The sequence below is a fragment of the Microcystis sp. LSC13-02 genome (assembly GCA_002282935.1).
Classification (GTDB): domain Bacteria; phylum Cyanobacteriota; class Cyanobacteriia; order Cyanobacteriales; family Microcystaceae; genus Microcystis.
On the sequence record MTBT01000210.1, the window covers coordinates 1 to 26,685 of the forward strand.

Annotated in this window: 26 protein-coding genes and 3 pseudogenes; all 29 read left to right on the forward strand. The window is 42.2% G+C overall.

From position 1 onward, the window contains the following. Positions 1-137 precede the first annotated feature (137 nt). Positions 138-413, forward strand: coding sequence for a type II toxin-antitoxin system YafQ family toxin (locus tag BGL89_RS12695; protein WP_043995505.1), 276 nt, complete (start codon positions 138-140; stop codon positions 411-413). Positions 414-493: 80 nt separating this feature from the next. After that, positions 494-781 carry a hypothetical protein gene (locus tag BGL89_RS12700; RefSeq protein ID WP_286826009.1) on the forward strand — a complete coding sequence of 96 codons (288 nt, stop codon included), beginning with the start codon at positions 494-496 and terminating at the stop codon, positions 779-781. After that, a complete protein-coding gene (locus tag BGL89_RS12705; protein ID WP_286826010.1) occupies positions 781-1,071 on the forward strand; it encodes a type II toxin-antitoxin system RelE/ParE family toxin in 291 nt (96 codons plus the stop codon). The genes BGL89_RS12700 and BGL89_RS12705 overlap by 1 nt, the downstream gene beginning before the upstream one ends. Positions 1,072-1,175: 104 nt before the next feature. After that, on the forward strand, positions 1,176-3,044 hold the full coding sequence (locus tag BGL89_RS12710; RefSeq protein WP_286826011.1) for a cation:proton antiporter: 1,869 nt from the start codon (positions 1,176-1,178) through the stop codon (positions 3,042-3,044). 108 nt (positions 3,045-3,152) lie between these two features. Then, on the forward strand, positions 3,153-3,407 hold the full coding sequence (locus tag BGL89_RS12715; protein ID WP_286826012.1) for a hypothetical protein: 255 nt from the start codon (positions 3,153-3,155) through the stop codon (positions 3,405-3,407). Further along, the gene (locus BGL89_RS12720) at positions 3,400-3,702 is read left to right on the forward strand and encodes a DUF3181 family protein (RefSeq protein ID WP_002761852.1); all 303 of its coding nucleotides are present in this window, start codon (positions 3,400-3,402) and stop codon (positions 3,700-3,702) included. The genes BGL89_RS12715 and BGL89_RS12720 overlap by 8 nt, the downstream gene beginning before the upstream one ends. A 261-nt stretch (positions 3,703-3,963) precedes the next feature. Beyond that, on the forward strand, positions 3,964-5,049 hold the full coding sequence (gene ald / locus BGL89_RS12725) for an alanine dehydrogenase (RefSeq protein WP_286826013.1): 1,086 nt from the start codon (positions 3,964-3,966) through the stop codon (positions 5,047-5,049). Positions 5,050-5,089: 40 nt separating this feature from the next. Further along, positions 5,090-5,869, forward strand: coding sequence for an HNH endonuclease (locus BGL89_RS12730; RefSeq protein ID WP_286826014.1), 780 nt, complete (start codon positions 5,090-5,092; stop codon positions 5,867-5,869). Continuing rightward, positions 5,859-6,210, forward strand: a pseudogene (locus BGL89_RS12735) (hypothetical protein); the annotation flags it as partial. The gene BGL89_RS12730 and the pseudogene BGL89_RS12735, both read left to right, overlap by 11 nt. Positions 6,211-6,244: 34 nt before the next feature. Beyond that, positions 6,245-7,050, forward strand: a pseudogene (locus tag BGL89_RS12740) (Uma2 family endonuclease). 37 nt (positions 7,051-7,087) lie between these two features. Continuing rightward, positions 7,088-7,705, forward strand: coding sequence for a Uma2 family endonuclease (locus BGL89_RS12745; RefSeq protein WP_286826015.1), 618 nt, complete (start codon positions 7,088-7,090; stop codon positions 7,703-7,705). A gap of 73 nt (positions 7,706-7,778) precedes the next feature. Next, positions 7,779-8,819 (forward strand): NAD-dependent epimerase/dehydratase family protein, encoded by a 1,041-nt coding sequence (locus tag BGL89_RS12750; protein WP_286826016.1) that lies wholly within the window; start codon positions 7,779-7,781, stop codon positions 8,817-8,819. 10 nt (positions 8,820-8,829) lie between these two features. Further along, the gene (locus BGL89_RS12755; protein WP_286826017.1) at positions 8,830-9,582 is read left to right on the forward strand and encodes a class I SAM-dependent methyltransferase; all 753 of its coding nucleotides are present in this window, start codon (positions 8,830-8,832) and stop codon (positions 9,580-9,582) included. A 12-nt stretch (positions 9,583-9,594) separates the two neighbouring features. Further along, the gene (locus tag BGL89_RS12760; RefSeq protein ID WP_286826018.1) at positions 9,595-10,035 is read left to right on the forward strand and encodes a nucleoside-diphosphate sugar epimerase/dehydratase; all 441 of its coding nucleotides are present in this window, start codon (positions 9,595-9,597) and stop codon (positions 10,033-10,035) included. Positions 10,036-10,262: 227 nt separating this feature from the next. Then, on the forward strand, positions 10,263-12,065 hold the full coding sequence (locus BGL89_RS12765) for a thiamine pyrophosphate-binding protein (protein WP_286826019.1): 1,803 nt from the start codon (positions 10,263-10,265) through the stop codon (positions 12,063-12,065). A 56-nt stretch (positions 12,066-12,121) separates the two neighbouring features. Beyond that, positions 12,122-12,946: an aldolase/citrate lyase family protein gene (locus BGL89_RS12770; protein WP_286826020.1), complete on the forward strand. Its 825-nt coding sequence runs from the start codon at positions 12,122-12,124 to the stop codon at positions 12,944-12,946. Further along, positions 12,921-13,604: an SDR family NAD(P)-dependent oxidoreductase gene (locus BGL89_RS12775; RefSeq protein WP_286826021.1), complete on the forward strand. Its 684-nt coding sequence runs from the start codon at positions 12,921-12,923 to the stop codon at positions 13,602-13,604. The genes BGL89_RS12770 and BGL89_RS12775 overlap by 26 nt, the downstream gene beginning before the upstream one ends. Positions 13,605-13,629: 25 nt before the next feature. Continuing rightward, the gene (locus BGL89_RS12780) at positions 13,630-14,694 is read left to right on the forward strand and encodes an AroB-related putative sugar phosphate phospholyase (cyclizing) (protein ID WP_286826022.1); all 1,065 of its coding nucleotides are present in this window, start codon (positions 13,630-13,632) and stop codon (positions 14,692-14,694) included. 273 nt (positions 14,695-14,967) lie between these two features. Continuing rightward, complete coding sequence (locus BGL89_RS12785) at positions 14,968-15,120, forward strand: hypothetical protein (RefSeq protein ID WP_286826023.1); 153 nt, start codon at positions 14,968-14,970, stop codon at positions 15,118-15,120. After that, complete coding sequence (locus tag BGL89_RS12790) at positions 15,114-15,359, forward strand: hypothetical protein (protein WP_286826024.1); 246 nt, start codon at positions 15,114-15,116, stop codon at positions 15,357-15,359. The genes BGL89_RS12785 and BGL89_RS12790 overlap by 7 nt, the downstream gene beginning before the upstream one ends. Beyond that, positions 15,356-15,562 (forward strand): type II toxin-antitoxin system RelE family toxin, encoded by a 207-nt coding sequence (locus BGL89_RS12795; protein ID WP_286826025.1) that lies wholly within the window; start codon positions 15,356-15,358, stop codon positions 15,560-15,562. Before BGL89_RS12790 ends, BGL89_RS12795 begins: the two co-directional genes overlap by 4 nt. Beyond that, a complete protein-coding gene (locus tag BGL89_RS12800; RefSeq protein WP_286826026.1) occupies positions 15,525-15,773 on the forward strand; it encodes a hypothetical protein in 249 nt (82 codons plus the stop codon). The genes BGL89_RS12795 and BGL89_RS12800 overlap by 38 nt, the downstream gene beginning before the upstream one ends. 149 nt (positions 15,774-15,922) lie before the next feature. Further along, the gene (locus tag BGL89_RS12805; protein WP_286826027.1) at positions 15,923-16,348 is read left to right on the forward strand and encodes a GtrA family protein; all 426 of its coding nucleotides are present in this window, start codon (positions 15,923-15,925) and stop codon (positions 16,346-16,348) included. After that, positions 16,345-17,277 (forward strand): glycosyltransferase family 2 protein, encoded by a 933-nt coding sequence (locus tag BGL89_RS12810; protein WP_286826028.1) that lies wholly within the window; start codon positions 16,345-16,347, stop codon positions 17,275-17,277. Before BGL89_RS12805 ends, BGL89_RS12810 begins: the two co-directional genes overlap by 4 nt. A 33-nt stretch (positions 17,278-17,310) precedes the next feature. Then, positions 17,311-19,023, forward strand: a complete 1,713-nt coding sequence (locus BGL89_RS12815) for a glycosyltransferase family protein (protein WP_286826029.1) — start codon at positions 17,311-17,313, stop codon at positions 19,021-19,023. A gap of 231 nt (positions 19,024-19,254) precedes the next feature. Continuing rightward, complete coding sequence (locus BGL89_RS12820) at positions 19,255-20,808, forward strand: hypothetical protein (protein ID WP_286826030.1); 1,554 nt, start codon at positions 19,255-19,257, stop codon at positions 20,806-20,808. 467 nt (positions 20,809-21,275) lie between these two features. Beyond that, entirely contained in the window at positions 21,276-25,967 is a 4,692-nt protein-coding gene (locus BGL89_RS12825) for an ExeM/NucH family extracellular endonuclease (RefSeq protein WP_286826031.1), read from the forward strand. Positions 25,968-26,021: 54 nt separating this feature from the next. Further along, complete coding sequence (locus tag BGL89_RS12830) at positions 26,022-26,534, forward strand: PEP-CTERM sorting domain-containing protein (RefSeq protein ID WP_286826032.1); 513 nt, start codon at positions 26,022-26,024, stop codon at positions 26,532-26,534. A gap of 72 nt (positions 26,535-26,606) precedes the next feature. Further along, positions 26,607-26,685 (forward strand): annotated as a pseudogene (locus BGL89_RS21280) (IS200/IS605 family transposase); the annotation flags it as partial.

The window sequence follows — 26,685 nt, forward strand, 5'->3', positions numbered from 1 at the left end:
GGTTTTCCCTTTGATGTTCAAATTCCTAATACAGAAACGCTCGCCGCCATTGAAGAAGTAGAAAAACATCCTGAGCGTCTTAAGCGTTATACTAGCGTCGGGCAGATGTTCGAGGATTGGAACAAGGATACAGGGGAATGTTAACCCCACAGGAAAGCACCCGCTTTCGACGCGATTTGAGGCGGATGAAAAAACGGGGTAAAGACTTGGAAAAGTTAAAAACTGTGGTGGAACTACTGGTGCAAGAACAAATACTACCAGAGCGATACCGAGATCATAATCTCGTTGGAGATTGGTCGGGTTATGGTGAGTGCCATATCGAGCCGGATTGGTTGTTACTCTACAAGATTGAACGAGATGAGGAAAGCTTGACACTCGTTCGGACTGGGACTCATTCGGATCTGTTCAAATAGTCTTCTAGTAGGGTGGGAATTGCCAACTTATGCTAGACTAGATTAAAATAATTAATTAACTCCCAATCATTTGTTTATTTATGAGTCAAGCTGCTGCAATCAATACTAAACTAATTGATTCCCTTGCTCAAATTATCCTTTCCTTAACTGACGAAGAACGAGAACTTCTCCTACAGAAAATCAGGCATTCCGCCCTATCGGATGAGGCAATTCAACGCCAACAAGAGGCATTGCAGCAGGAAATTGAGCTAGGAATAGAGCAACTCAAACAGGGTAATTATGTGGAGTATGACGATTCCTCATTGCCCAGTTTGTTAGAAACTATTAAGATGCGTGGAAAACAGCGACTTCAACAGGAGTTAATCTAGTGAATCGCTTTCGCATTTCACACCAAGCGGAGCAAGATTTGGAAGATATTTGGCTCTATTTAGGCAGACAAGATGAAATGCTGGCCGACCAAAAGATTGCTCAAATTCTGGACAGATTTCCCATGTTATCCCAGTTTCCTGATATGGGTAGGCAGCGTGACGATTTACTGACAGGACTCAGGAGTTTCCCGATTAAGCCTTACCTGATTTTTTATACCAAAAGTGCTGATGGCATCGAGATTGTCAGAGTGTTACATCAATCAAGGGACATTGAAACTCAGTTCCCATAACGCACCTAGCTGAATCTATCAGCCGTCAGCTATCTAAACAGTTATAATGTCAGGAACATTAGCTGATTGATGGAAAGACACAAGCTGATAAGCGATCGCTAAACATGGATCAATCTTTCGCCCTTACTCTGCAAATCGTGATCACCGTCGTGGCAGGGATTACAGCCCAAGTCATCGCCGAATACCTGAAAGTTCCCAGTATTGTTTTCCTACTCATTTTCGGGATTGCTTTAGGGGCAGATGGTTTGGAGATTCTGCACCCCCAAAGTCTGGGAATTGGCTTAGAAGTCCTTGTTGCCCTCTCTGTGGCGATTATCCTATTTGAAGGCGGTTTAAGCTTAAGCGGACGCGAATTAGGGCGAGTTTCTGGCAGTTTACGCAATCTTGTCACCCTCGGTACTTCCATCACTCTCATCGGTGGCGGTATGGCGGCCCACTGGTTGGGGGAATTTCCCTGGCCGATCGCTTTTCTTTACGCTTCTTTAGTGGTAGTAACCGGTCCGACAGTGATCGGGCCTTTGCTGAGGCAAGTAGCCGTAGATCGGCGGGTGGCGACGCTTTTGGAAGGGGAAGGGGTATTAATCGACCCTGTGGGCGCAATTTTAGCCGTAGTGGTGTTAAATACGATTATTGATAGTCATTCCCGCCCCCTGGAAATTATCACCGGTTTAACCCTGCGTTTAGGCATCGGGGCAGCGATCGGCATTGCTGGCGGCGGATTGTTAAGTTTTATTATAAAAACTTGCAATTTTCTGACTTTTGAGTTAAAGAATCTCGTGGTTTTAGCGGGAGTCTGGGGATTATTTGGTTTATCGCAATTTAGTCGCAGTGAATCGGGGTTAATGGCGGTGGTAATGGCGGGAATCGTGCTAAAAGCGGCGGCCGTTCCCGATGAGCGGTTATTAAGGCGTTTTAAGGGTCAATTAACCACTCTTTGCGTGTCGGTACTGTTTATTTTACTAGCGGCGGATCTTTCGATCGCCAGTGTGATCGCTTTGGGTTGGGGCAGCGTCCTGACGGTGTTAGTCTTGATGCTGGTGGTGCGTCCCCTGAGTGTGGCTTTGTGTACCCTAAAAAGTGACCTAAATTGGCGACATAAGCTATTTATCGCTTGGGTTGCCCCTAGAGGAATCGTTTCTGCCTCCGTAGCTTCTTTATTTGCCATTTTACTCACCCGTGCCGGTATTAATGGCGGTGAAGCGATCAAAGCTTTAGTCTTTTTAACAATTTTAATGACCGTTTTTATTCAGGGATTAACGGCGCGTTGGGTGGCAAAAGGGCTAAAAATCACTTCTTCTGCGGCAACAGGAGCAGTAATCGTCGGTTGTAATCCCCTAGGTCGCTTAATCGGCTGTTTATTCCAAGAACAAGGGGAAAACGTGGTTTTAATCGATACGGATGCCAGGGCCTGTCAGCAAGCAAAAGAAGACGGTTTGACGGTGATGCAGAGTAGCGGACTTGATACAAAAATACTGCAAGAAGCAGGCATCGAATCCATGGGAACTTTTCTGGTTTTGACTAATAATAGCGAGGTTAATCTGGTTTTAGCCCAAAGAGCCAGCGAGGAATTTCATCCTCCCCGGGTGTTGGCGGCCTTTGCGGGAACCCCTAACCCAGATCAAAATAAGGTTAATCAGGTTTTTCTCCCCAGTTTTTCGGTCAAGGAATGGAATCAGTATTTAGACGACAATCAGATTAAATTGGGTAAAACTATCTTTAAAGGCAATGATTTGAGCGAACAACAAACCAGATTAACTAAATTAATTGAAAATGGCGAACTGCTGCCCCTGCTATTGCGTCGCGATAATTCCCTACAGGTAGTAACAGAAAGGGAAGAATGGCGCACTGGAGACGAATTAATTTATATTATGCGCGATTTACGCCCACAACTGCTTAAACGTCTTTCTGGCACTGTCAGAACCCGTTTATCTTTAGAAATCTTACCCGAAGTGGAAATTGTCACCAGTAGATAAGTAATAGGACAAAATTAACTTCTTGATGAGGATAGGCACTCTGGCAACTTAACTTAGCTAAAAAAAACGGTACACTGATAACTGATCATGGATAACTAATAACTGCTTATGCCTCCTCGTTGGCCTCGTCAACCCGATCGCAAAAACGATCCCGCTTTCCGACGTTTAGATGATCGCATGAATTTCGCCGTTCATGTGGCGGCTTTTTTAGCGATTAATTCAGGGTTGTGGTTTTTTCATATCATTAAATTTTCCGATTGGACTTGGTTGAATCTGTTCACGGGAATTTGGGCTATTCTATTGGTGGGACATTTGATTTATCTAGCGGCGATCGCTAACTACTCGGTAACATCCCATGGCTAATACAACTCAGGACATCGAAAATCTGGCGGCCCAAATCGGCGACAATATCTATATTGACGTGGCTAAATGGCATCTCTATCTCCGGGAGGCACATTTACACAGCGTCGTTGCCGAAAAAGTCTTCCCTTTGCTCGAAAACGACAGTTTAAGCGAGAATGCAGTCATGTCTATCCTGCGGGAGATAAAAGTCACCCTCGGAGGTGGTCATCTGCAAGTTTCCCTAGCGGATTTGTTACCCAGCAAATGTCAGATAGATTTAATCGATTTGCTCGAAGAATACCAAAAAAGTCGCTAAAATTGCCAAATACTATGCCTGATAACTCGCAGACTAGGACTAACAGGCTAAAGTAGTTAGGGTTTGCTGAATAAATCTAAAAACTTTGTTCGATAAGTACCGGCCTTTGGAGTGATCGGGGGGAAAATTCAGGGACTTTTCCCTGAAAATTAGGTAATTGACCCCCTGAAAATGGCTAAAACCCTACACCCTACACCCTACACCCACCGAAAAACTTTTTGCCGCATACCCTAGTTAGAAATAGTCCCCCAGAAGCAAACCATGGAAATAGGTGTTCCCAAAGAGATTAAAGATCAAGAGTTTCGCGTCGGTTTAAGTCCTAGTAGTGTGCGTGTACTCAATGATCGCGGTCACAGGGTATTTGTGGAAACGGCCGCTGGATTAGGTGCCGGATTCAGCGATGAGGATTACCAAAAATCCGGGGCCAAAATTGTGGGAAAAGCGGCACAAGTTTGGGATAAACCGCTAGTTGTCAAGGTAAAAGAGCCGCTTAAGGCAGAATACGGCTTTTTAAATAAGGAAGCTCTCCTATTCACCTATTTACACCTAGCGGCCGAGCGCTATTTAACAGAAGCATTAATCGAGTCGGGAACAACTGCGATCGCTTATGAAACTGTCGAGCTTGCCGATGGTCGCTTGCCTCTCTTGACTCCCATGAGTGTTATTGCTGGTCGTCTTTCGGTACAATTTGGGGCCCGCTATCTGGAAAAACAACAGGGAGGTAGGGGAGTTTTACTGGGGGGTTTCCCCGGGGTGAGTCCTGGACAAGTGGTTATCCTTGGCGGTGGTGTAGTGGGTACAGAAGCGGCCAGAATTGCCGTCGGTATGGGGGCAAAAGTAACTATTTTAGATATTAACGTCGAGCGCTTGGCCTATTTAGAAACTTTATTCGGTTCCCGGGTAGAATTGCTTTATAGTAGCCCGGCACAATTAGAAAATGTGGTTCCTAAGGCTGATTTATTGATTGGGGCAGTGCTAGTCTTAGGAAAACGAGCGCCGACTCTGGTTTCTCGCTCTTTAGTCGCCAAAATGAACCCTGGTTCCGTAATTGTCGATGTGGCAGTGGACCAAGGGGGCTGCGTGGAAACCCTGCGGGCCACTTCCCACAGTCAACCGACTTACCTGGAGTCGGGAGTAGTACATTATGGGGTGCCTAATATGCCTGGAGCAGTACCCTGGACGGCAACCCAAGCTTTAAATAATAGTACCCTACCCTACGTTATTAAATTAGCCGACCATGGGGTAAAAGCCTTGGACCAAGATGTTTCCCTCGCTAAGGGGTTAAATGTCGCCAATCATCGGTTAATTCATCCAGCAGTGCGCGAAGTTTTTCCCGATTTGATTTGAGCAGTAATTTCAGGGCTGATGGTGGTATTTTCTAGGGGTTATGACTAAGAATTTATGGACAAGGGATGAGCTGCTGATCGCTCTCAATTTATACTATAAATTTCCCTATGGACAATTCCACACCAATAATCCTGTTATTATCGAAGTCGCTCAAAAATTACAGCGAACACCATCGGCCCTGGTGATGAAATTATGTAATTTTGGTTCTCTCGATCCCAGGCATCAATTGCGAGGAGTACAGGGGTTAAAAGGTATCAGTAAAGCTGATCGACAAATCTGGCAAGAGTTCGAGGATAGCTGGACAGAATTAGCCCTAGAAAGTGAGGAAAAATTACAAGTTCTTTTAGGAGTTATCAAGGAACAGCAAGAGGATTTTACTAGACTTGATTTTTCGGAAAAGATCAAAACAGAAAACGAGGCAATCAGAAAAGTTAGAATCGGACAAAACTTTTTTAGAAAGACAATTTTAGCCCTATATAATTATCGTTGCTGTATTACAGGAAATCCCATTCCTCTGTTACTAACAGCTAGTCATATATTACCCTGGAGTCAATTTCCCGAACAGCGTTTAAACCCTCATAATGGCTTGTGCCTAGCTCGTACTCATGATACTGCTTTCGATCGAGGTTTAATTAGTTTCGACGAGGATTTAAGATTAATTATTGGCCATGAGATCGAAAAAAAGGCTCAGGATCAAGGTAGTGAGACGTTAGAACTAAATTTTATCAACTACCGCGGTAAGACTTTAAATGTTCCCGATCGCTTCTCACCGGATTTGGATTTTTTAAACTATCATCGCTATCATATATTTCAGGGTTAAAACTCACTATCCCTATGGAAAATGGTATTTTTACGAGCAAATCTTACAAGTACCTGTCTATGGAATATTTCAGCCAAAAACAGGAGAATTAGATGTTTATTGTTTAGTGGCAGGAAAGTATGAGCAGCAGTTGCCAGATGAGAATAATCGTTACTGGATAAAAGAACTTAACTTGTTGGTGGGATAAGTCGGGAAATTTGTTATTATGGGGGAGTGAGTTAGTAGAGCAAGAAAGGCAACGAGCCGAACAAGCTGAGTTAGAACTTGAGCAAGAACAAATTTCTCGCCAACGTTTGGTGCAAAAGTTAAAAGAGTTGGGAGTCAATCCTGAAAATCTATAGCCCATTTTAGATATTTGAATTAGTGAAATTACTTATGACAGCCATGCAACTATTTCAGTCAAACCCCTTACCAACTATTACCTGGGAAAAACTGCCCGATGATTTTATATTACCCGACGAACCTGTGGACAACAACCTGCAACCTCTCTTAGCAGCAGCTTTACGAGAATCCCTAGAATTAGCAGGACTAATTCTCGAATCGATGCTAATTGCTTCTAATTTTGGCTTATGTGCTACCGTTAAAACTCAAACAGTTGTCAAAGCACCTGATTGGGTTTATATTCCATCGGTAAAACCCATTGCTAGTGGAGAAATTCGGCGCAGTTATACTCCCCATCTTCAAGGAGAAATTCCCGCAATTGTCCTAGAGTTTATCTAAAATGGTATTTTTATGAGCAAATCTTACAAGTACCTGTCTATGGAATATTTCACCCAAAAACAGGAGAATTAGAAATTTATCGATTAAATCAAGGAAGGTATGAACAACAAAAACCTAATGAAAACAATCGTTATTGGATAGCAGAGATTAACTTATTTTTGGGAGTCTGGCAGGGAAAAAAAGCTGAAGTGACAGCCTATTGGTTGCGTTGGTGGGATAGCTCTGGTAATTTGTTATTATGGGGGAGTGAGTTAGTAGAGCAAGAAAGGCAACGAGCAGAGCAGGAAAAGCAACTAGCAGAACAGGAAAAACTGCGAGCAGAACAGGAAAAACTGCGAGCAGAACAGGAAAAACTGCGAGCAGAACAGGAAAAACTGCGAGCCGAGCAAGAAAAGCAACGGGCAGAACGCTTGGCGGCAAAATTGCGATCGCTAGGGGTTGACATTGATGATAGTTTATGATAAAAGAGTCCCATCAGTTGTTCACCCCAACCAACCAATGGCTCAAGAAACCCTGGTAATTGCAGCTAACCCACTAGGGATCAAGCTACCACCTACCCAAGATGAACTACCTTCTGATGACGGTATTCCCATGGAAACCCAGAGACACGGACTGCAAATGCAGTTATTAGTCAGACCTCTCTCCCAATGGTTAAAAACTCAAGGACGGGAAGCGTTTGTCGGGGGCAATATGTTCGTTTATTTTAGCCCCAATCAAGTGCGTAACGAGGATTATCGCGGACCTGATGTATTTGTCGTCTTGGACGTGCCTCGAAGAGAACGGAAAAGCTGGGTCGTCTGGGAAGAAGAAAAAGCTCCTGATGTGGTGATTGAGTTGCTTTCTGAAAGTACAGCCAAAAAAGATAAAGAAGAGAAAAAGCTGATCTATCAGAATCGTTTGCGGGTGACAGAATACTTTTGGTATGATCCCTTTGACCCAGAAGATTTAGCGGGACATCGCTTAGAAGGGGGCGATTGCTCCCCACCACGGAGGAGTTGGCAGAACAGGAAAAGCAACGAGCCGAGCAGGAAAAACTACGAGCCGAGCAGGAAAAACTACGAGCCGAGCAGGAAAAGCAACGAGCCGAACGCTTGGCGGCAAAATTGCGATCGCTAGGGGTTGACATTGATGATAGTTTATTGTGATCCGTTATTTATCATAATGTCCATAGCTGGTGTAATATGCTCTGATGACCAATCTTCTAACAAACGACTTAAATCATATTCTTGCCCATACTAAAACCCTGTGGGAAGAACTGCGGGGACAACGAATATTTATTACCGGAGGTACAGGCTTTTTTGGCTGTTGGTTATTAGAGAGTTTTATCTGGGCTAATGATCAGCTAGACTTAAAAGCATCGGCGGTTGTTTTAACCAGAAATCCTGATAGTTTCAGGCAAAAAGCTCCTCATTTAGCCAATCATCCCGCTATTCAATTCCATTGGGGTGATGTTAGGTCATTTGAGTTTCCTGAAGGGGAGTTTTCTTATGTCATTCATGGTGCCACTGAAGCTAGTGCCAAACTAAATCAAGAAGATCCCTTATTGATGTTTGATACGATTATCGAGGGAACAAGACATACTTTAGAATTTGCTAAATTCTGTCAGGCTAAAAAGTTCTTATTAACCAGTTCCGGTGCCGTTTATGGCAAACAACCCCCTGAGATAACCCATGTTTCCGAAGATTATTTAGGCTCTCCTGATTTAACTAATCCGGGTTATGCTTATGCCGAAGGAAAACGGGCAGCAGAAATGCTCTGCACCCTTTATGCTAAACAACAGGGATTAGAAACGAAAATTGCTCGTTGCTTTGCCTTTGTCGGTCCCTATTTGCCCCTGGATACCCATTTTGCTATTGGTAATTTCATTCGAGATGGTATGACGGGGGGGCCGATTCTCATCCAGGGGGATGGTACTCCTTATCGTTCTTACCTCTATGCGGCGGATTTGGCGATTTGGCTGTGGACAATTCTGTTTAAGGGGAAATCATGCTACCCTTACAATGTCGGTTCAGATGAGGATTTAACTATCGCTGAATTAGCAAAAGTTGTTGCCAGTACATTTGCATCAAAAGTTGAGGTAGTTATAGCTAAAGAACCTATCCCGGGTAAACCTGCTGAACGTTATGTTCCTTCGGTAAAACGAGCGTTTTCTGAGTTACAACTTAACCCCTTGATTTCCCTAAGGGAATCAATCATCCGAACGGCTAGTTATAATTCATCGAAATTTTAGGATTTACACCATGAATCAGAAAAAATCACTGCGGAATTGTCCAATTTGTCAAGAAGAAAATGGGGAGATTCTTCACACACAAAATTTTGTTTTACCTGAAGGTCATCCCCTCTCAAATGGATATGATATACTATGTTGTGATCGCTGTGGTTTCGTCTATGCTGATACAACAGTAAGTCAGAAAGATTATGATGTTTTTTACGCCAAATTATCCAAATACGAGGACAAAAAAACCGCTACGGGAGGAGGGGAATCTCCCTATGATGCCGCACGACTTCAAAAAACGGCTGAATGTATTGCTGAATTTTTACCGGATAAGAGCGTTCGCATTTTAGATATTGGCTGTGCCAATGGTGGTTTATTAGGCTATCTTAAAAAACTAGGATATAACAATTTATGTGGTTTAGATCCATCTCCTGCTTGTGTTGAGAATACAAAACAGCTTTACGGAATAGAAGCTTATGCTGGTTCTATTTTTACGCCGCCTCAAGATTTAGGAGATTTTGATCTTGTCATTCTTTCTCATGTGTTAGAGCATATACAGGATCTGAAATTTTCTGTAAAATTAATAGAACAATTAATCAAAGTCGGGGGATATCTATATGTAGAAGTTCCCAATGCTTCGGGATATGTTGATCATGTTTTTGCCCCTTTTCAAGATTTTAATACTGAACATATTAATCATTTTTATCATCCCCATTTATCAAATTTATTAATTCAATTTGGATTGACCAATAAGTTAATCGGCGAAAAAGTCTTTTAGGTTTCTCCAGGGATGTCTTATCCAGCCATTTATAGCTTTTGGCAGAAGCAAGAGTCTAATTCATCGGAATTGGTAATTGCTCAGGGCAAAATGCTCAAACAAAGAATCCTGCTTTATATTGAAAGCTCCAAAAAAATTATGACTGATATTGATCTTAAATTACAGTCAGTGTTAGGGGATGCTGCCGATGTTATTGTTTGGGGAACGGGACAATTAGCCATGAAACTACTGGCCGAAACTTCACTGGCAAAAGCCAATATAGTTGCTTTTGTTGATGGAAATCCCATTAATCAGGGTAGTGTTATTTCAGGGATTACGGTGCTATCACCCCATCAAATTCAATTGAGAGAGATGAGACAGCCGATTATTGTAACCTCAATTTTATCTCAAGAAGCTATTTACAATGCTATCCAAAAAATGCAGCTGCCTAACCCAGTTATTTTATTGAGATGATCAAAGGCGAACTTAGCTCTATTTTATCGGTGAAATTTCTTTTTATTAATCTTGTCGAGTATATCAAGGTAAAAATTATAATTCTGAAATCATTGACTAGCATGGGTTTCAAAAAAAATGTCAATCGATATCTTTAATATCGCTAAAATTATTATACTGGGTGTTAATCTACTTACATCCTATATAATGATGTCAACCAAATTAGCGAATCTAAGAGCGAAACCCCGATGAGAGTTGCCGACTATATCGCCCAAACCCTTGTAGAACATGGCATCCATGATGTTTTCTTGCTTACTGGTGGTGGGGCGATGCACCTGAATGATGCTTTCGGGCGCTGTTCAGGACTATCCTACACCTGTTGCCATCACGAACAAGCTTGTGCCATGGCCGCCGAAAGCTACTATCGGTTAACCAATCGCCTAGCCGCCCTGAATGTAACCACAGGACCGGGGGGAACTAATGCCATTACCGGAGTCTATGGAGCGTGGACAGATTCCGTCGGTATGATCGTTATTTCCGGACAGGTGAAATGGGAAACCGTGGTCAGAAGTACAGACTTACCCCTCAGACAATTGGGAGATCAGGAAATTGACATTGTTAAATTGGTGGAACCGATCACCAAATACGCGGTGATGGTGACAGACCCCCAGTCAATTCGCTACCATCTCGAAAGAGCATTACATCTGGCTCAATCTGGCCGTCCCGGTCCTTGCTGGTTGGATATCCCGATGAATGTTCAAGGAGCTAAGATTGATCCCACATCTCTACCGGGCTACGACCCTAAAGAAGATGCCATCAACTATACTACTACCAATCTAGCAGCTACCTGTGAACAAGTTATCAACCGACTGAAAACCGCCGAACGCCCGGTTATCTACGCCGGATCGGGAATTCGTTTAGGGAGGGCTTATGAAGACTTCCTGCGCTTAGTGAATACTTGGAAAATCCCCGTAGTTACAGCTTGGAACGCTCACGATCTGATCTGGAACGATCATCCTTACTATATTGGTAGGCCAGGCACGGTCGGCGATCGCCCTGGTAATTTTGCCGTCCAAAATTCTGATTTCCTATTAGTTTTAGGTTGCCGGCTCAACATCCGCCAGGTGAGCTATAACTGGGAAAATTTTGCCCGGGAAGCCTATAAAATTATCGTGGATATTGACGAATCAGAACTGAAAAAGCCAACGCTCAAGCCAGATTTACCTGTTCATGCCGATGTAGCCGACTTCTTGGCGCATTTACTGCAACATCAAGTTGAGCCAACACAACACCATCAACAGTGGCTAGACTGGTGTTTGATTCGTAAGGAAAAATATCCTACTGTCTTACCCGAATATTGGCTAACACAAGGAGCAGTTAACCCTTATTGCTTTGCTCAAACTCTCTTTAAGGAACTCCCCCCGGGAGAAATAGTCGTGACCGGTGATGGAACCGCCTGTGTGACGACATTTCAAGCGGCATCAATCAAAGAGGGACAGCGCCTCTACACTAACTCTGGTTGTGCCTCCATGGGATACGATCTACCCGCGGCGATTGGGGCCTGTATTGCCAGTGGTAAGCGGCGAGTGATTTGTATTGCGGGAGATGGCAGCATTCAATTAAACCTACAAGAATTACAAACCCTGGTGGGATATCAACTGCCTATCAAGATTTTTGTCCTCAATAATCAAGGCTATCACTCGATTCGTCAAACTCAGCAGAATTTCTTTGCCGATAATATTGTCGGTTGTGGACCGGAAAGTGGCGTGACCTTTCCCAGTTTTGAAAAGTTAGCGGCGGCCTATGGAATCCCTTACCGACTTTGCCGAGAACACGCAACTATGCAGCAAGCTATTCAAGAAACCCTTGCTGGGGAAGGTTCTCATATCTGTGAGGTGTTTTTAGATCTCAATCAACCCTTTGCTCCTAAGTTGTCTTCTCGTCGCTTGGATGATGGGCGCATGGTATCTTCTCCCTTAGAAGATTTATCCCCCTTCCTAGATCGGGATGAGTTTATGAGTAATATGATTGTTGCGCCCATGACTGAATAGGTTATACTTCTTTCAAGTTCAAACTTAAAACTAGCTAATCAAGGAGCAGGAAAACTATGAACTCGATGGAAAAACGAATGGCGGAACTTTTATTGGAATTAAAGGAGAACTATAACGTTTGTGGAGTCAAGGCCGAATTTGAAGCGGAAGGCACCCGCATGGAAGAAGCAATGCGCCTCAAAGAGGTTAGTCTTACAGCCGGCTTGGGTTTAAACTTAAAAATTGGTGGCTGTGAGGCCATCAAAGATATGTTTGATGCTACTAGCTTAGGGGCTGAACGGGTAATTGCTCCCATGGTAGAAACGGCCTACGCCTTGAAAAAATACCTGAATGCGATCAACATTGGCTTTGGCAGTGATCACAAAGAAGATGTAGAATTTCTGATTAACTTAGAAACGATTACAGCTTTCAAAAACTTTGATGAAATGTTATCCTTGCCCGAAATCAAGTCTTTAAGTGGGGTGGTGATTGGACGAGTTGACTTGTCTGGTTCTATGGGATTGACTCGTGAAGATATTAATAGCGATCAAGTCCTAGATATTGCCTTGAAAATTGCTGAAAAAGCGAAATCAGCGGGGTTAAAAGTGGTTGTAGGCGGTGGGGTTTCCGTTCATTCATTACCTTTCTTTAAAGCCTTTCCTGAAGGACATCTTGATCGCTTTGAAACCCGAAAGGTTGTCTTCCGTTGTCCGGAAGCCATCAATAACCCAGAGGAGGCTTTTTTGAAGGCGGTTGAATTTGAGCTTATGTGGCTGAAAAATAAAAAGAATTACTATGGGGCAATTCATCGGGAGGATGATGCTCGCTTAGAAATGATGGAAGAGCGCTATCGTAATTCAATTAATAAGTTAATCTATGGCAAATCTAACAAAGCATCATAAAGCCTTGATTACTGGGGGTTCTCGCGGACTTGGGGCTGCCATGTCCTCATTATTGGAAGACCAAGGCGTTGAAGTAATTGCCCCAAACCGAGATGTCTTGGATCTTTCCCACATGGAGTCCATTGCCGCTTATGTCGCTTCTGAGCAAGGGGCGGGTTTTGACATAATCATCAATAATGCTGGGATTAATCTTCTCAATGAACTTACCCATGTCCAAGATGAGGACTGGCAAATTATGCTTCAGGTGAATTTGACTGCCCCGATGGCCCTAATTAGAGGGTTCTCTCCCTATATGAAAGCCCAAAAGTGGGGAAGGATAGTCAATATAAGCTCTATCTTTAGTTTAGTCACCAGAGAAAACCGCTCTGCTTACTCGGCAACTAAAGCAGGGTTAAACGGTTTGACCCGAACTGCGGCAGTGGAATTGGCTCCCCATGGCATTCTCGTAAATGCTGTTTGTCCGGGGTATGTGGAAACCGAGTTAACCTTTGTCAATAATTCCCCTGAACAGTTAGCGGCAATTACTGCTACCATCCCCTTACAACGTCTTGCCCAACCCCATGAAATTGCCAAGCTAGTTAGTTTTTTGTGTTCGGAAGAAAATACCTATCTCACTGGACAAACTCTAGTAATTGATGGCGGCTTCACCTGTAAATAAACCCTGATTTTAAGGTCCTTGAGTTATGCTGGAAATCCAAAGTCAATTTCACCCCTACTGTGTTGAAGTCAAGGAAGGCTTAAAAGATGCTTTAACACAAGCTGTTAAAGACAAGACCGTTTTTACTTTAGTTGATAGTAACGTTTTCCACCTGTACTCACAGCCAATAGAAGAAGTTTTGTCTGATCGCCCTCTCTTAAAAATAGAGGCTACAGAAGAACAAAAATCTTTTGAACAACTCACCCCAATTTTTTTAAAACTCTTAGAATTAGGTTTTAGGAAAGACTGTACCTTGCTAGTAATTGGAGGTGGAGTTATTCAAGATATTGGCTGTTTTATAGCTTCCGTTTTATTTAGGGGGATTAAATGGATATTAATTCCTACTACCTTATTGGCTCAATGTGATAGTTGTATTGGCAGTAAAAGCTCTATCAATATTCAAAACTTCAAAAACCAGATCGGTACATTTTATCCTCCCCATGAGATTATTCTTGTTTTTTCTGTGCTGAAGACCTTACCTTCTGATGAGATTCGCTCTGGATTAGGAGAAATTATCAAGCTAAATTTACTAGCTGGTAAATCTGAAGTTGAACAAATGAAAATCAATCTTCAAAAACTATCATCAGATTTTTTAGAAATTCAAAATCTAATTATAGATGCTCTAAATATCAAGAAACGTTACATTGAGCGGGATGAGTTTGACAAGGGAATTAGAAATATTTTAAATTATGGGCATACTTTCGGACACGCTTATGAATCGGCCACTAACTATAAAATTCCTCATGGAATTGCTGTCACGTTAGGGATGCTTACGGCTACTTTCTTTTCAGAAAAACTGGGAATGGTAGATCAGGGATATTTCTATGATTTGCAAGAGTTTTTGAAACCTTATTATGAGCCTTATAACCAGGAGTTAACCTCTAATATTTTAGAGCTTATTTTAGGAGCAATTAAACTGGACAAGAAAAATACCGGAAGATCAATTAACTGCATCCTAACACGAGGAGAAGGTAAAATGGAAAAAGTTTCGCTAGAGTTAGATAATCAAGTGCGACCTCTACTCAATGAATTTCTGAAAGTTATCTCTTGAAATTCGGAAGTAATAATCAGTTAATTAAATATTAGGGGGGATGAATTTGTAAAATGTATCTTATTAAAAAAAATAAACTTGTCGGTATTGTCAAAAAACATAAATTTGCCAGATTTTTGTTAGTTGGTAAATACCCTTTTTGGTTATTTTCTCTATGGTACGCTAATCTTAATTGGACTGGATTATAAGTATGCTGTATTGCTGGTTACTATTCTGGGAGTTTTATTTAACTTTCAAACCACAGGAAGACTGGTTTTGGGGTTGAGTTAATCCATGACAAATACCACAAATCATAAAGCACTGATTACAGGAGGTTCTCGCGGCATTGGAGCAGCTATAGCCTCAGTAATAGAGAGTCAGGTAATTCAGATTATCGCCCCTAAACGCTCAAAAAAAGTAAGAATTGGAGGACAAACAGCATGGTAATGGTTAGAATGCAAGTCTCCTTAGAGTCTTTAATCGAGGCAATTGCTACCCTTGATTTAGGAGTGAAACGAAAACTTATGGAAATTATAGAAGATCAGATTTTTGAATCAGAAGAAAAGTCCATGGAAAATGATCCAGAGGTGTTAGCTGAAGTAGAGGAAGCACGAAAAGCTTATCAGATAGGCGACTATCAAACTATTCAAGAATATATCACTAATCAATCTGAACAAGCTTCATGAATTACGAAGTCATCATCCCTAAACCTGTGCAGAAGCAGTTGAAAAGCTTTCCAGATGATGTGCAAACTCGCCTGAACGAAAAAATCCTTCTGCTGACTGACGAACCCCGTCCTTCGGGAGTTAAAAAGTTGAAAGGCTATGCCAATGAATATCGTCTTAGGGTAGGTGATTATCGAGTTCGCCACCTATGGTATTCTAGTTAATGCAGTCTGTCTAGGTTATGTGGGGACGGAGCTAACTTTTGCTAACAACTCACCTGAGCAGTTGGCGGGAATTGCCGCTTCCATTCCCCTCCAGTGCCGGCTCTCTTGGGTTTGGTGGGTACAATGTACTCTAAGATACATTCCTCCTAGCGAGGAAGTGGAAGGAACCACAGAGACACAGAGGACACAAAGATCGATCTATCCTATGTAAGCTAAACTTATCACACAGAACCTAGAAGATCCCAATACCTACCTCACTGGACAAAGTATAATTATTGATGGAGGATTTACCTATAAATAAAATCCGAATTATCATAACATATAAAAAATCGCAACTGTCTATTGGAGATAAATCGTAAAATGTATCTTCTTAAAAAGAATAAATTTGTCGCCATTGTCAAGAAACACAGATTTGTCCGTTTCTTGCTGGTTGGTGCAATAAATACCCTGTTTGGTTATTTTTCCTTTGCCACTCTCATTCTTATTGGACTGGATTACAAGTTAGCCGCTCTGCTGGCTACTATTCTGGGAGTCTTATTTAACTTTCAAACCACAGGAAGACTGGTTTTTGGCAGCAAAAACAACAAATTGATTTTTCGTTTTGTCTTAGTTTATGTGGTGACTTTCTTGTTGAATCTTGAGGTGCTGAGAATTGTTGATGCTATTGATATTGGGATCGAGCAAAAAACTAAAATGTTAATCGCTGGTGCTATCTTGCTGTTGCCGATGGCTGTCCTTTCTTTTGTTTTGATGAAACTATTTGTTTTTAGAGAAGGATCACAATGAAAAAAATTACTGTAATGACCCCTTGTTATAATGAAGAAGGAAATGTCGAGGATCTTTACCTACGAGTTAAAGAGGTTTTCAATCAGTTACCTAACTATGAGTATGAACATCTTTTTATTGATAACGCTTCTCACGACAAAACTGTTGATATACTGAGAAATATTGCTCAAAAAGACCCGGGGGTCAAGGTCATAGTCAATGCGAGAAATTTCGGTCCCGTTCGTTCTGGTTACCATGGTATTCTTCAGTGTTACGGAGATGCGGTTATTCCTATTGTAGCAGACCTGCAAGATCCTCCCGAATTAATCCTAGAATTCGTCAAGAAGTGGGAAGAAGGCTATAAAGTTGTTAAGGCGGTTAAAACTCCGGTGAGAGAAGGAGCTTTTTTCTATTTTGCTAGACAAATTTTTTATTCTTTAATGGACAATCTTTCAGATATAAAAATTACTAGAAATTTTACAGGTTTCGGGTTATACGATCAGAAAGTCATCAATGTTCTACGAGAGATTAACGATCCCTATCCCTATTTTAGGGGACTCATCGAAGAGTTAGGTTTTGAAAGTTTCTCTTTTGAGTATCAACAACAACGGCGAAAACGGGGTATTAGTAGTTACAACTTCTATCGATACTATAGCGAGGCGATGCTGGGTATTACCAGTCACTCCCAAGTTCCCCTCAGACTGGCGACCATGTTAGGCTTTGCTTTGTCCCTCTTGAGTCTGGTAGTGGCGTTAGGTTATTTAATCGCCAAATTGTTGTTCTGGGATTATTTTCCTTTAGGAACCGCACCAATCATGGTCGGACTATTTTTACTCGCTTCTGTGCAACTATTTTTTATCGGCATTATCGGGGAATATATCGGCTTAATGCACATGAGAATTTTAAAAAGACCTTTAGTTGTCGAACGTGAAAGAATCAACTTTTATTAATCTATAACTGTCGAACCAATGCCCTGATTGATCATGGAAAATTTTGACTTACGCTTATCTTTATTAAATGCAATAGAAAACCTATCTGGCTTAGCTAATATATATAGGATAATTCTAATTATTGTATTATTCATATTTGTCGTTCTAGCACTTTCTCCTACAATTTTCAACGAGTCGAAGGTTAGTAGATTTATCTTGCGGGTTTTCTCGGAACCTGTTTTTTTAGCGTGGACGGGGTTAGCGATTCTCGCCGGTCGTTGGCCAGTTTTACTCGCTCCCTCTATTAATTCGGATGAAGATCTCTTCATTGCCGCCGCGATGACACTGGTTAAGGATCCGGCTTTCTGGCGATCAGTTGATACTGGTACATCGGGTCCGCTGAATATTATACCCCTGACTATTCCTAAACTATTAAATATTCGCATCGATTACGCCAGCGCTCGAGTTATCGGCTTATTTTTAGTGATTCTGTCCGTTATATTTTTCTATTACTCGCTTAAATATTTATACGATAATCGAGTCGCCCGTATTGCGACTATCCCGGTTGTTTTATTTTTCTCTTTGGCACTCCATAGTAATTTCGTTCACTATAGCAGCGAACATTTCCCGATCGCTATTTTAAGTGCTGCTCTTTGGATGACCTGCTACGTTTACACCCGCGAGTTTAGCGATCGCATAGTTTTTATCTTTGGTGCAGTTATCGGAATGATGCCCTACGCAAAAATGCAAGGTCTTCCCGTCGCGCTGGCAATCACTTTAATTTTCGTTCATATACTTTGGACAAGAAAAGAAAGTCTCCGACAATTTCTCAAAAGTTTAGCTATCCTCGCATTGGGCTTATTGCTGTTTTCTGCTATCAATCTCTTTTTTTTAATTCTTTTTTCAACGTTTGGGGATTTCTGGAGAAGCTATATCCTCCAGAATTTTTTATTTTATGCCAATCTATCGAACCTAACCTTCGGGGAAAAGTTCAGCCAATTTATATCAATGGCTAGTAGTAAACGCTTAAATTCAAGTTCACTATTTCAAGTGACCTCGATTTTTCTCATCGCCGCAACGATTTTATTTTTCAGGGAAAGTATTCTACGGCGAAAGCTATTTTTCACAAATACTTTTATCTTCTTCTTCTACAGCCTGTTTATCCTAGTAGTTTCTCTTTATGTCGTTGTTCGCCCTGGTAATCCTTTCCCCCATTATCTTCTTTTTCTTGTCTTCCCCTGTGGTTTTTTGATCGGTGTGATAATCGGAGAAATTTTTAAATTGTCGGAGAATAATGCTTTTTATAAACAGATACAGTTTTTTATATTGCTATTGATGATTGCAGCCAGCTTCCTACAGGGCTATACTTTGATCAGAAGCGAACACCCCTATCTCTCTCAACGCCAAAAATATCTTCAGGACTATCAAACTCCCCTCGTGCAGACAATCTTGCAATACGCTTCACCAACTGATTCAATGGCGGTCTGGGGTAAGAGATATGATCTATATATCGAGACTGGACTGTATCAGGGAGTCAGAGGCAGTGCGATGGAACGGGCGCTTTTTAATAATCCCGATGAGGCTTATTATCTAAAAGTCTTCGCAGACGATCTATTAAAGTCAAAATCAAAGGTTTTTGTAGATGCGATGGCTGGCGAGAAGAAGATTTATCGTTACGATGCCTATCCCGAAATCGCCACTGTGATTGAAAATAACTATCGCATGGTGGATGAAGTTGAGGGCATTCGGATTTATGTTAGAAAATAGAGTAGTGAAAAAATGGTAAATAATCAAATTGATTTACGGTGGTGGCTACTTAGTAACTTGGCAAATGTTCAATCTTTGTCAATTATTTACAGAATATCGGTAATAGTCACTTTTATTATCTTCATTTTTTTAGCTTTTTCTCCTCTCATATTCCTGAGAACTCCCACGAGTAAGCTCCAGAAATTTTTATTGTCAAATCTAATATTTATTACATCTTTAGTGACTTTTATTTTGGCAGCACGCTGGCCAGGTTTCTTGCCACCAATGCTAAACCCCGATGAGGCACTATTTACCGCAGGTGCAATAAAACTGTTGAAAGATCCAGTTTTCTGGCGTGCGGTAGATACAGGTTCATCTGGACCTCTCAATGTTTATCCTCTGACTCTACCAGCTTTTTTCGGGTTCAGAATTGAATATGCTAGTAGTCGTGTGATCGGCTTAATCATGATAATTGCTGCTATTGTTTGTCTTTATTATGCTTTATCCACTCTCTACGATAAGAGCCTTTCTCGCCTAGCAATAGTTCCCGTTGTTACAACTGTCGCCTTAATGACATTTTTTGACTATGTGCATTATACAAGTGAACATTTTTCGGTTGCAATATTAAGTGTGGCTTTGTTAATCGTTTGTAAATATTATGCTGGTAATTCATCTAATCCTAATCACCTGATATTTGCCTTGGGTTTTATCCTGGGAACTACTCCTTTTGCAAAAATTCAGTCAGTTCCTATAGCTTTCTCAATTGCTTGTATATTTTTGCACATCCTCTGGCTAAAAAGCAGAGCAAGAGGTCAATTTATCAGGAGTTTTGCTGCTTTCTTTCTTGGGGGAATGTTGTTCTCGGCTTTAGTCCTACTATATCTAACAATTTTCTCAATATATGATGCTTTCTGGAAATCTTATATACAACAGAATTTATTGATTTATTCTAGCCATGGTTTGATGGGAGACGTAAATCAACTAAGCTTTTTCGGAAAAATCAACATATTTCTTCGGATGTTAAGGGGAGTGCAAGATACACAGAGATTATTTTTATTAACAGCAATTGTCTTGATATTAGGAGTACCATTTTTAATAATAAAGCGTGTTTCCTTAAGCCAAAATCAAGAAAAGTCCAAGACATTTTGCTTTGTCTATTACAGTTTATTTATTTTGGTTGCATCGAGTTACTCAGTTATTAAACCAGGAAACGGATTTACTCATTATTTGCTGTTTCTAATCATACCTAGTGGATTTCTCATCGGCGTTTTTATGGGTGAACTGGCACAAGTCTTACAAGTGTCAAAATTAACTCGTTCAAACTTAAAGTTCTCTCTCTTAACAGGTGTCATTTTGATTACAGTTGCTAGTGGTTTTTTAGAATTTGCCACAACGATAACATCAGATAATGTTTACCTTAATAATCGCAGAAGATTTGCTAAAAATTATCTTAGTCCCATTGCAGAAACTATTCTCAAGTATGCTTCTCCTGGTGAATCTATGGCTGTCTGGGGATGGGCATCAGAGTTATATGTTGACACGGGACTTATGCAAGCAACAAGGTCCGGTGTGATCGGGCCACTTAAATACTCTCCCCTACAGCAATATTTTTTCAAACAGTATGCAGACGATCTGATTAATTCTAATGCTAAGTTATTTGTTGATGCTGTAGCTCCAAGAATGTTTTTCTTTACCGATAGAGAAACTCAGGGACACGAAGTTTTTCCTGAAATTGCTAGGGTTATCAAGGAAAATTATCGGCTAGTTGATGAAGTTCAAGGAGTTCGTATTTATCTTAAAAAATAATCCTACGCTGTCTTACCTCTTGTTCTTGGTTAAACAACCACTGAAGTGGTTACTACTAACCTGGAAGCTTGTAAACCAGATTTGATGACCGAATAAATATAGAATCTTTTCGCTAATTGTCTTGGAGAGATGGGTTAGTTATAATGACAAGTCGAGGATTTTCTGACGGAACTCTACTGGATAGGATTTCATTCGTTGTGCAATTTGGCTATCGTTAACGTTATAGCTTATATTTAACGTCAGTTCAGCTTAAGGGGATTTCGTCAGGACTCGGACGAGAGAATGAGGGTTTTAGCCTACGGCAGAATCAGGATTGTAGCTTATCCCGAACTCGGGTTATTTATGAGAAAGGCTATAATTTAACGAATAATCTCTTTTAACCAAACGTTTACGGGTAATTAAAGGAGAGTTTACCAGTCATTAATCCTTGAACTCTAGAGTAGTAAAGGCATCTTCATCACTACAGTATGAGTAACGCTACCTTTACAGAAAAATTTAACACTTTTACTGGTTCGGGATTCGCCCCGATTCCGAGTCTCGGTCAGCTAGATTCCGACCTTTGGATTATTTCCGGTCTTTCCGATGGCAGTATGACCTATGGGGACACCCGTACTTCTTCAGGAGATTTTGCCAGAGGACAGACATCTAACCGCGTCACCACTGGGGGAGTTTATGCTTTCAGCATCGCTTCGGGAAATAATGCTTTTGGGGTACAACCCACAGTAGATGATTTTACCCCCGGCGCTATCACCCTACGCTTACAGAATGTCACTAATAGCTTAGTGGATTCGATTACTCTTTCCTATATCATCCGCTTTCGCAACGACCAAAACCGGGCTAATTCTCTCAATTTTTCCTACTCTGGGGACGGAAATAGTTTTACTCCTTTTAGTAGTTTAGACTTTACCACCCCGGGGAGTTCCGATAGCTTGGGTTGGCAGTCGGTAACTCGTTCTATTACCCTTTCTAGATTAAGTATCGCCGCTAATAGTAATTTTTTCCTACGTTGGACGGGGGATGATGTTAGTGGTAGCGATGGTCGCGATGAATACGCAATTGATGATATTGCCGTGACTGGTTTAGCCGCTCCTGGTACATTTGTTCCGCCCACTCCTACCCTCGTAAAAATCCATGAAATTCAAGGTACGGGTTTAGTCAGTCCAATTTTAAATCAATTGGTGACTGTAGAAGCGATCGTGGTGGGAGATTTCCAGGGTAATACGGGATTAAGTGGTTTTTATCTCCAGGAGGAAGATAGCGACAGCGATAGTAATCCTCTGACTTCGGAAGGTTTATTTATTTTTGAAGGCAATATCCCGATTATTAACGTTACTATCGGCGATAAAGTTAGGATTACAGGAACAGTTAGTGAATTTGGTAACGCGGGGGTATCTTTAACCCAACTGAGCAGCATCACAGAAGCGTTAATTATTTCTAATAATAATCCCTTACCCACAGCCGCCACTATTAGCAATCTCTCGGCAGCCAATGCTCAACCGCAAGTTTTAGAAGCTTTTGAGGGAATGCGGACAACTTTCGCCGAAACTCTCTCCTTAACCGAATATTTCCAACTTGGTCGTTTTGGTAGTGTGGTTTTATCCTCTGGGGGACGTTTACAGCAACCCACTAACGTTACCAATCCGGGGACAGATGCCAATACTTTACAAGCGAGCAATAATCTGCGACGAATTACCCTGGATGATGGCAGTAATCTCACTTTTCCGACGACTTTATTCGGACGTGGTGGCAATCCCCTCAGTACCAGTAATATTTTACGGGCCGGGGACGCAGTAACGGGATTAACCGGAGTTTTAGACCAACGTTTCGGAGTCTATCGCGTCCAGAATAACCAAGGTGTGGACTTCCAAGCGGTGAATAATCGCTCAGAAACGCCCACTAATGTGGGGGGTAGGCTAAAAATTGCCAGTTATAACGTCCTTAATTACTTTACCACCATCGCCGATGGTACTAATAATGCCCGGGGTGCCAACAGTATCAACGAATTTCAGCGTCAAGAGGAGAAATTAGTCACGGCGCTTATCGGTCTTGATGCCGATGTTTTCGGGTTGATAGAATTGGAAAATAACGGCGATGGGGCGATATCTAAGCTTGTTAACGCTTTAAATGCCGTTGCAGGTGCAGGAACCTACGCTTTTATCCCCACAGGTAAAATTGGCACCGATGCGATTAAGGTGGGAATCATCTACAAACCCGCTCAAGTTACCCCTGTAGGTGATTTTAAGATCTTAGACAGTAGCGTTGATCCTCGTTTCGATGATACTCGCAATCGTCCCGCCCTAGCACAAGCCTTCCAAGAAGTCAATACCGGTGCCAAATTTAATTTAGTCGTCAATCACCTAAAATCAAAAGGTCAATCGGGCTTAACTAATACAAGTGATCCTAACTTCGATCAAGGGGATGGCCAGGGTTTCTGGAATGCCAGTCGCACCAATGCGGCCTTAGCCTTAAAGGATTGGATAGCCACGGATCCCACTAATAGCGGTGATAGGGATTATTTAATTATCGGGGATTTCAATGCCTACGCCCAAGAAGACCCAATTCGAGCACTCGAATCAGCAGGATATACGAATTTAGTGGGTCAATTTGTGGGTATTAACGCTTATTCCTACGTTTTCGATGGACAAGCTGGTTATCTCGACCATGCTCTGGCTAATGCTAGTTTAGTCTCCCAGGTAACGGGAGTGACGGAATGGCACATTAACGCTGATGAACCTAGTGTTTTCGACTACGATGACAATATCGTTGACCCCGGGGAAAATCCCTCCAATCCTCCCTTAAACCCTTCTGCACTCTACCAAATTAATCCCTATCGTACCAGTGACCATGATCCCGTTTTAATTGGTTTAAATTTAACCACTCCTCAACCCTTTAAACTGCAATTATTCCATTTTTCCGACAACGAAGGTGGAATTTCAGCCCTTGATGATGCCCCGCGCATGAGTGCGGTGTTAAATGCTTTGCGACAGCAGGACATCGATAATGACGGTGTAGCTGGTTTTGCCAATACCCTTACCCTTGCGTCTGGAGATGCCTACATTCCGGGGCTATTTTTCGGGGCCAGTGAACAGGTATTAGGGGGAGTTGGCCGCGGCGATATCCAGATTCTCAACAATTTGGGAGTACAAGCGAACGCTTTTGGCAATCATGAATTTGACCAAGGTACAGCAGTTGTCCGTAATCTCATTCTTCCCAGTGGCAACTATCCGGGTACAAATTTCCCCTATCTCAGTTCTAATCTTAATTTTGCCCCCGATACCAACTTAGCCAGTTTAGTGACTGCCGATGGTCAGGAAGCGAGTACCATTGCTAATAAAATCGCTAAGAGTACGGTGATTACTCTGCCCGATGGTCAGAAAATTGGCATTGTTGGGGCAACTACCCCGATTTTACGCTCAATTTCCAGTCCGGGTAACGTGGGAGTTTCTCCTGCTAATCCAGATGACCTTGATGCTTTAGCGGCCATTATTCAAGCTTCCGTCGATGCACTTTTGGCCGCTAATCCGGGGATGAATAAGGTCGTTTTGTTAGCCCATATGCAACAATTATCGATCGAACAGACCCTAGCAGAACGTTTACGCAATGTCGATATTATTGTAGCTGGTGGTTCCCATACTCGTTTAACCGACGAAAATGACCGTTTACGAGCCGGAGACACCTTCCAGGGCGTTTACCCCATTGTTAAAACTAACCCGGACGGAAAACCCGTAGCGGTAGTTAATACCGATGCCAATTATAAGTACTTGGGGCGCTTAGTTATCGATTTTGATAGCAATGGTCATATCATTCCCGAAAGCTACAATCCCAATATTAGCGGCGCTTACGCCACCGATGCCCAAGGGGTGACGGAAGTGGGGGGAACAGGATTAGAAGACCCCGAAATTCGGGGGATTACCAATTCCCTCAGAGAGGTTATTAACGCTCAAGAAGGCAATTTCTTCGGTTTTACGCGAGTTTTCCTCAACGGTCAACGGTCGGGGACAGGATTAGATGGAGTTCGTCAACAGGAAACCAATCTCGGCAATATTACCGCCGATGCTAACCTAGCTGAGGCCAAAACAACCGATGCTAACGTGGTTATTTCCCTGAAAAATGGCGGTGGTATTCGCAATAGCATTGGCAGTATCATCGTTCCCACTGGTACAGAAGCAGTACGGGTAGCCCCCGAAGAAGTACCCGGAGTGAAACCGGCCGGGGGAATTTCAGAAGTAGCGATTAAAAATGCCCTCAGTTTTAATAATTCCCTTAGTCTCACCACTGTCACCGCTAGTGAATTAAAGGGGATTTTGGAGTATGGTCTGGCGGCTAGTACAAACGACCCTGCTAATTCCCAAGGCCGTTTCCCGCAAGTGGGAGGAATGGCCTTCAGTTTCGACCTTGATGACCCCGCCGGCAGTCGGATAAAATCTTTGGTAATCAAGGATGAAAACGGCACAGTTATCGATGTGGTGGCGCAAAATGGCGCAATTGTCGGTGATGCTAATCGTAGCTTCCGCATGGTGACTCTTTCTTTTCTTCTTGATGGCGGTGATGGTTATACCATTCCCCAGCGCAATCGCGTCAATTTGCTAGGCAGTACACCCAACTTCACTGGTAACGCAACTTTTGCCCCCGATGGTACGGAACAGGACGCTTTTGCGGAGTATTTACGGGCGAATTTCTTCAATCAACCCTTTTTAGGGGAAGATGTGAGCAGAGAATTTGATACCCGTCTGCAAAACCTCAATTTCCGCAGCGATGAAGTTTTGCGTTCTACTCGTTCGGGTACGGCCGGCATTGATAATCTAGTGGGTACTACCGGTGATGATGTCTTAGTCGGGTTCCAAGGTCGCGACACCCTAACTGGTTTAGGTGGTAATGATTTCTTTGTTTACGTTAGTCTTAGCGATCGCAGTGATACTATTACTGATTTTACCGTCGGCAGCGACAAAATTGTTCTCACACAACTGCTTAATAGTTTGAATTACACCGGCAGTAATCCCATTGCTGATGGTTATATCACTTTTACTGGTCGTGGTAGCAGTACGGTTCTAAATATCGATACTGATGGTTTTGGAACTGCTGCCAGTCCTTTATCCCTAGCGTTAATTAATAACGTTGCGGTGGCAGCCTTGAATAACCTTGCCAATTTCCTATTCTAGTTTTTTTTGGTGGGCTATCAATGCCCACCTGAGTTTTTTTAAGGAGTAATTCCCATGAATAAAGTTGCTGTGATCACAGGTTTAGCCCTAGCATATTTTGGTGTCAATGTCAATAGTTTGCAAGCGGCAAATATTACCTACAATTTTCAAGGTGTTATAACTTCTGGAAGTCTGACAGGAAGTTATTCCGGTTCGGCTAGTTTCGATGATGGCGCGATTACAGGCGTAGATTTTGAATCTACCCCCTTGAGCAATATTAGTTTTAATCTCCTCGGCCATAGCTTTAATCTCGCTTCGGCCGATGCCAATCCCGTGGCCAATTATTTCGATGGGACTTTTATTGGCATTGATTATAGTGTCACCTCTACTAATGCCTTCTTTCCCATCGCTAATTTTGCCCTGACTAGCGGATTGTTTAACCTCAGTGAAGCGGCTTTTACCTATAATACTCGCTTGGGTATTGCGGGACAAGGTAGCCTAACTTTTAGCAAAGTTCCTGAACCTTCTATGGTTATCGGTTTAATTACTTTAGGAGGAATAGGTCTTGTCCTCCGCAAAAGGCCCTAACTAATTTGAGACTTCCTTAGCTAAAAACGCCTACCTCAAACTAATGAGTAGGCGTAGTTTTGGGATGCCAGTATCGTAGAGTTTAGCGGTGAGTCTGACCATGTTCACATTCTTTTAACTTATCCCCCCCATAAATTACTAAGCGGGTTAA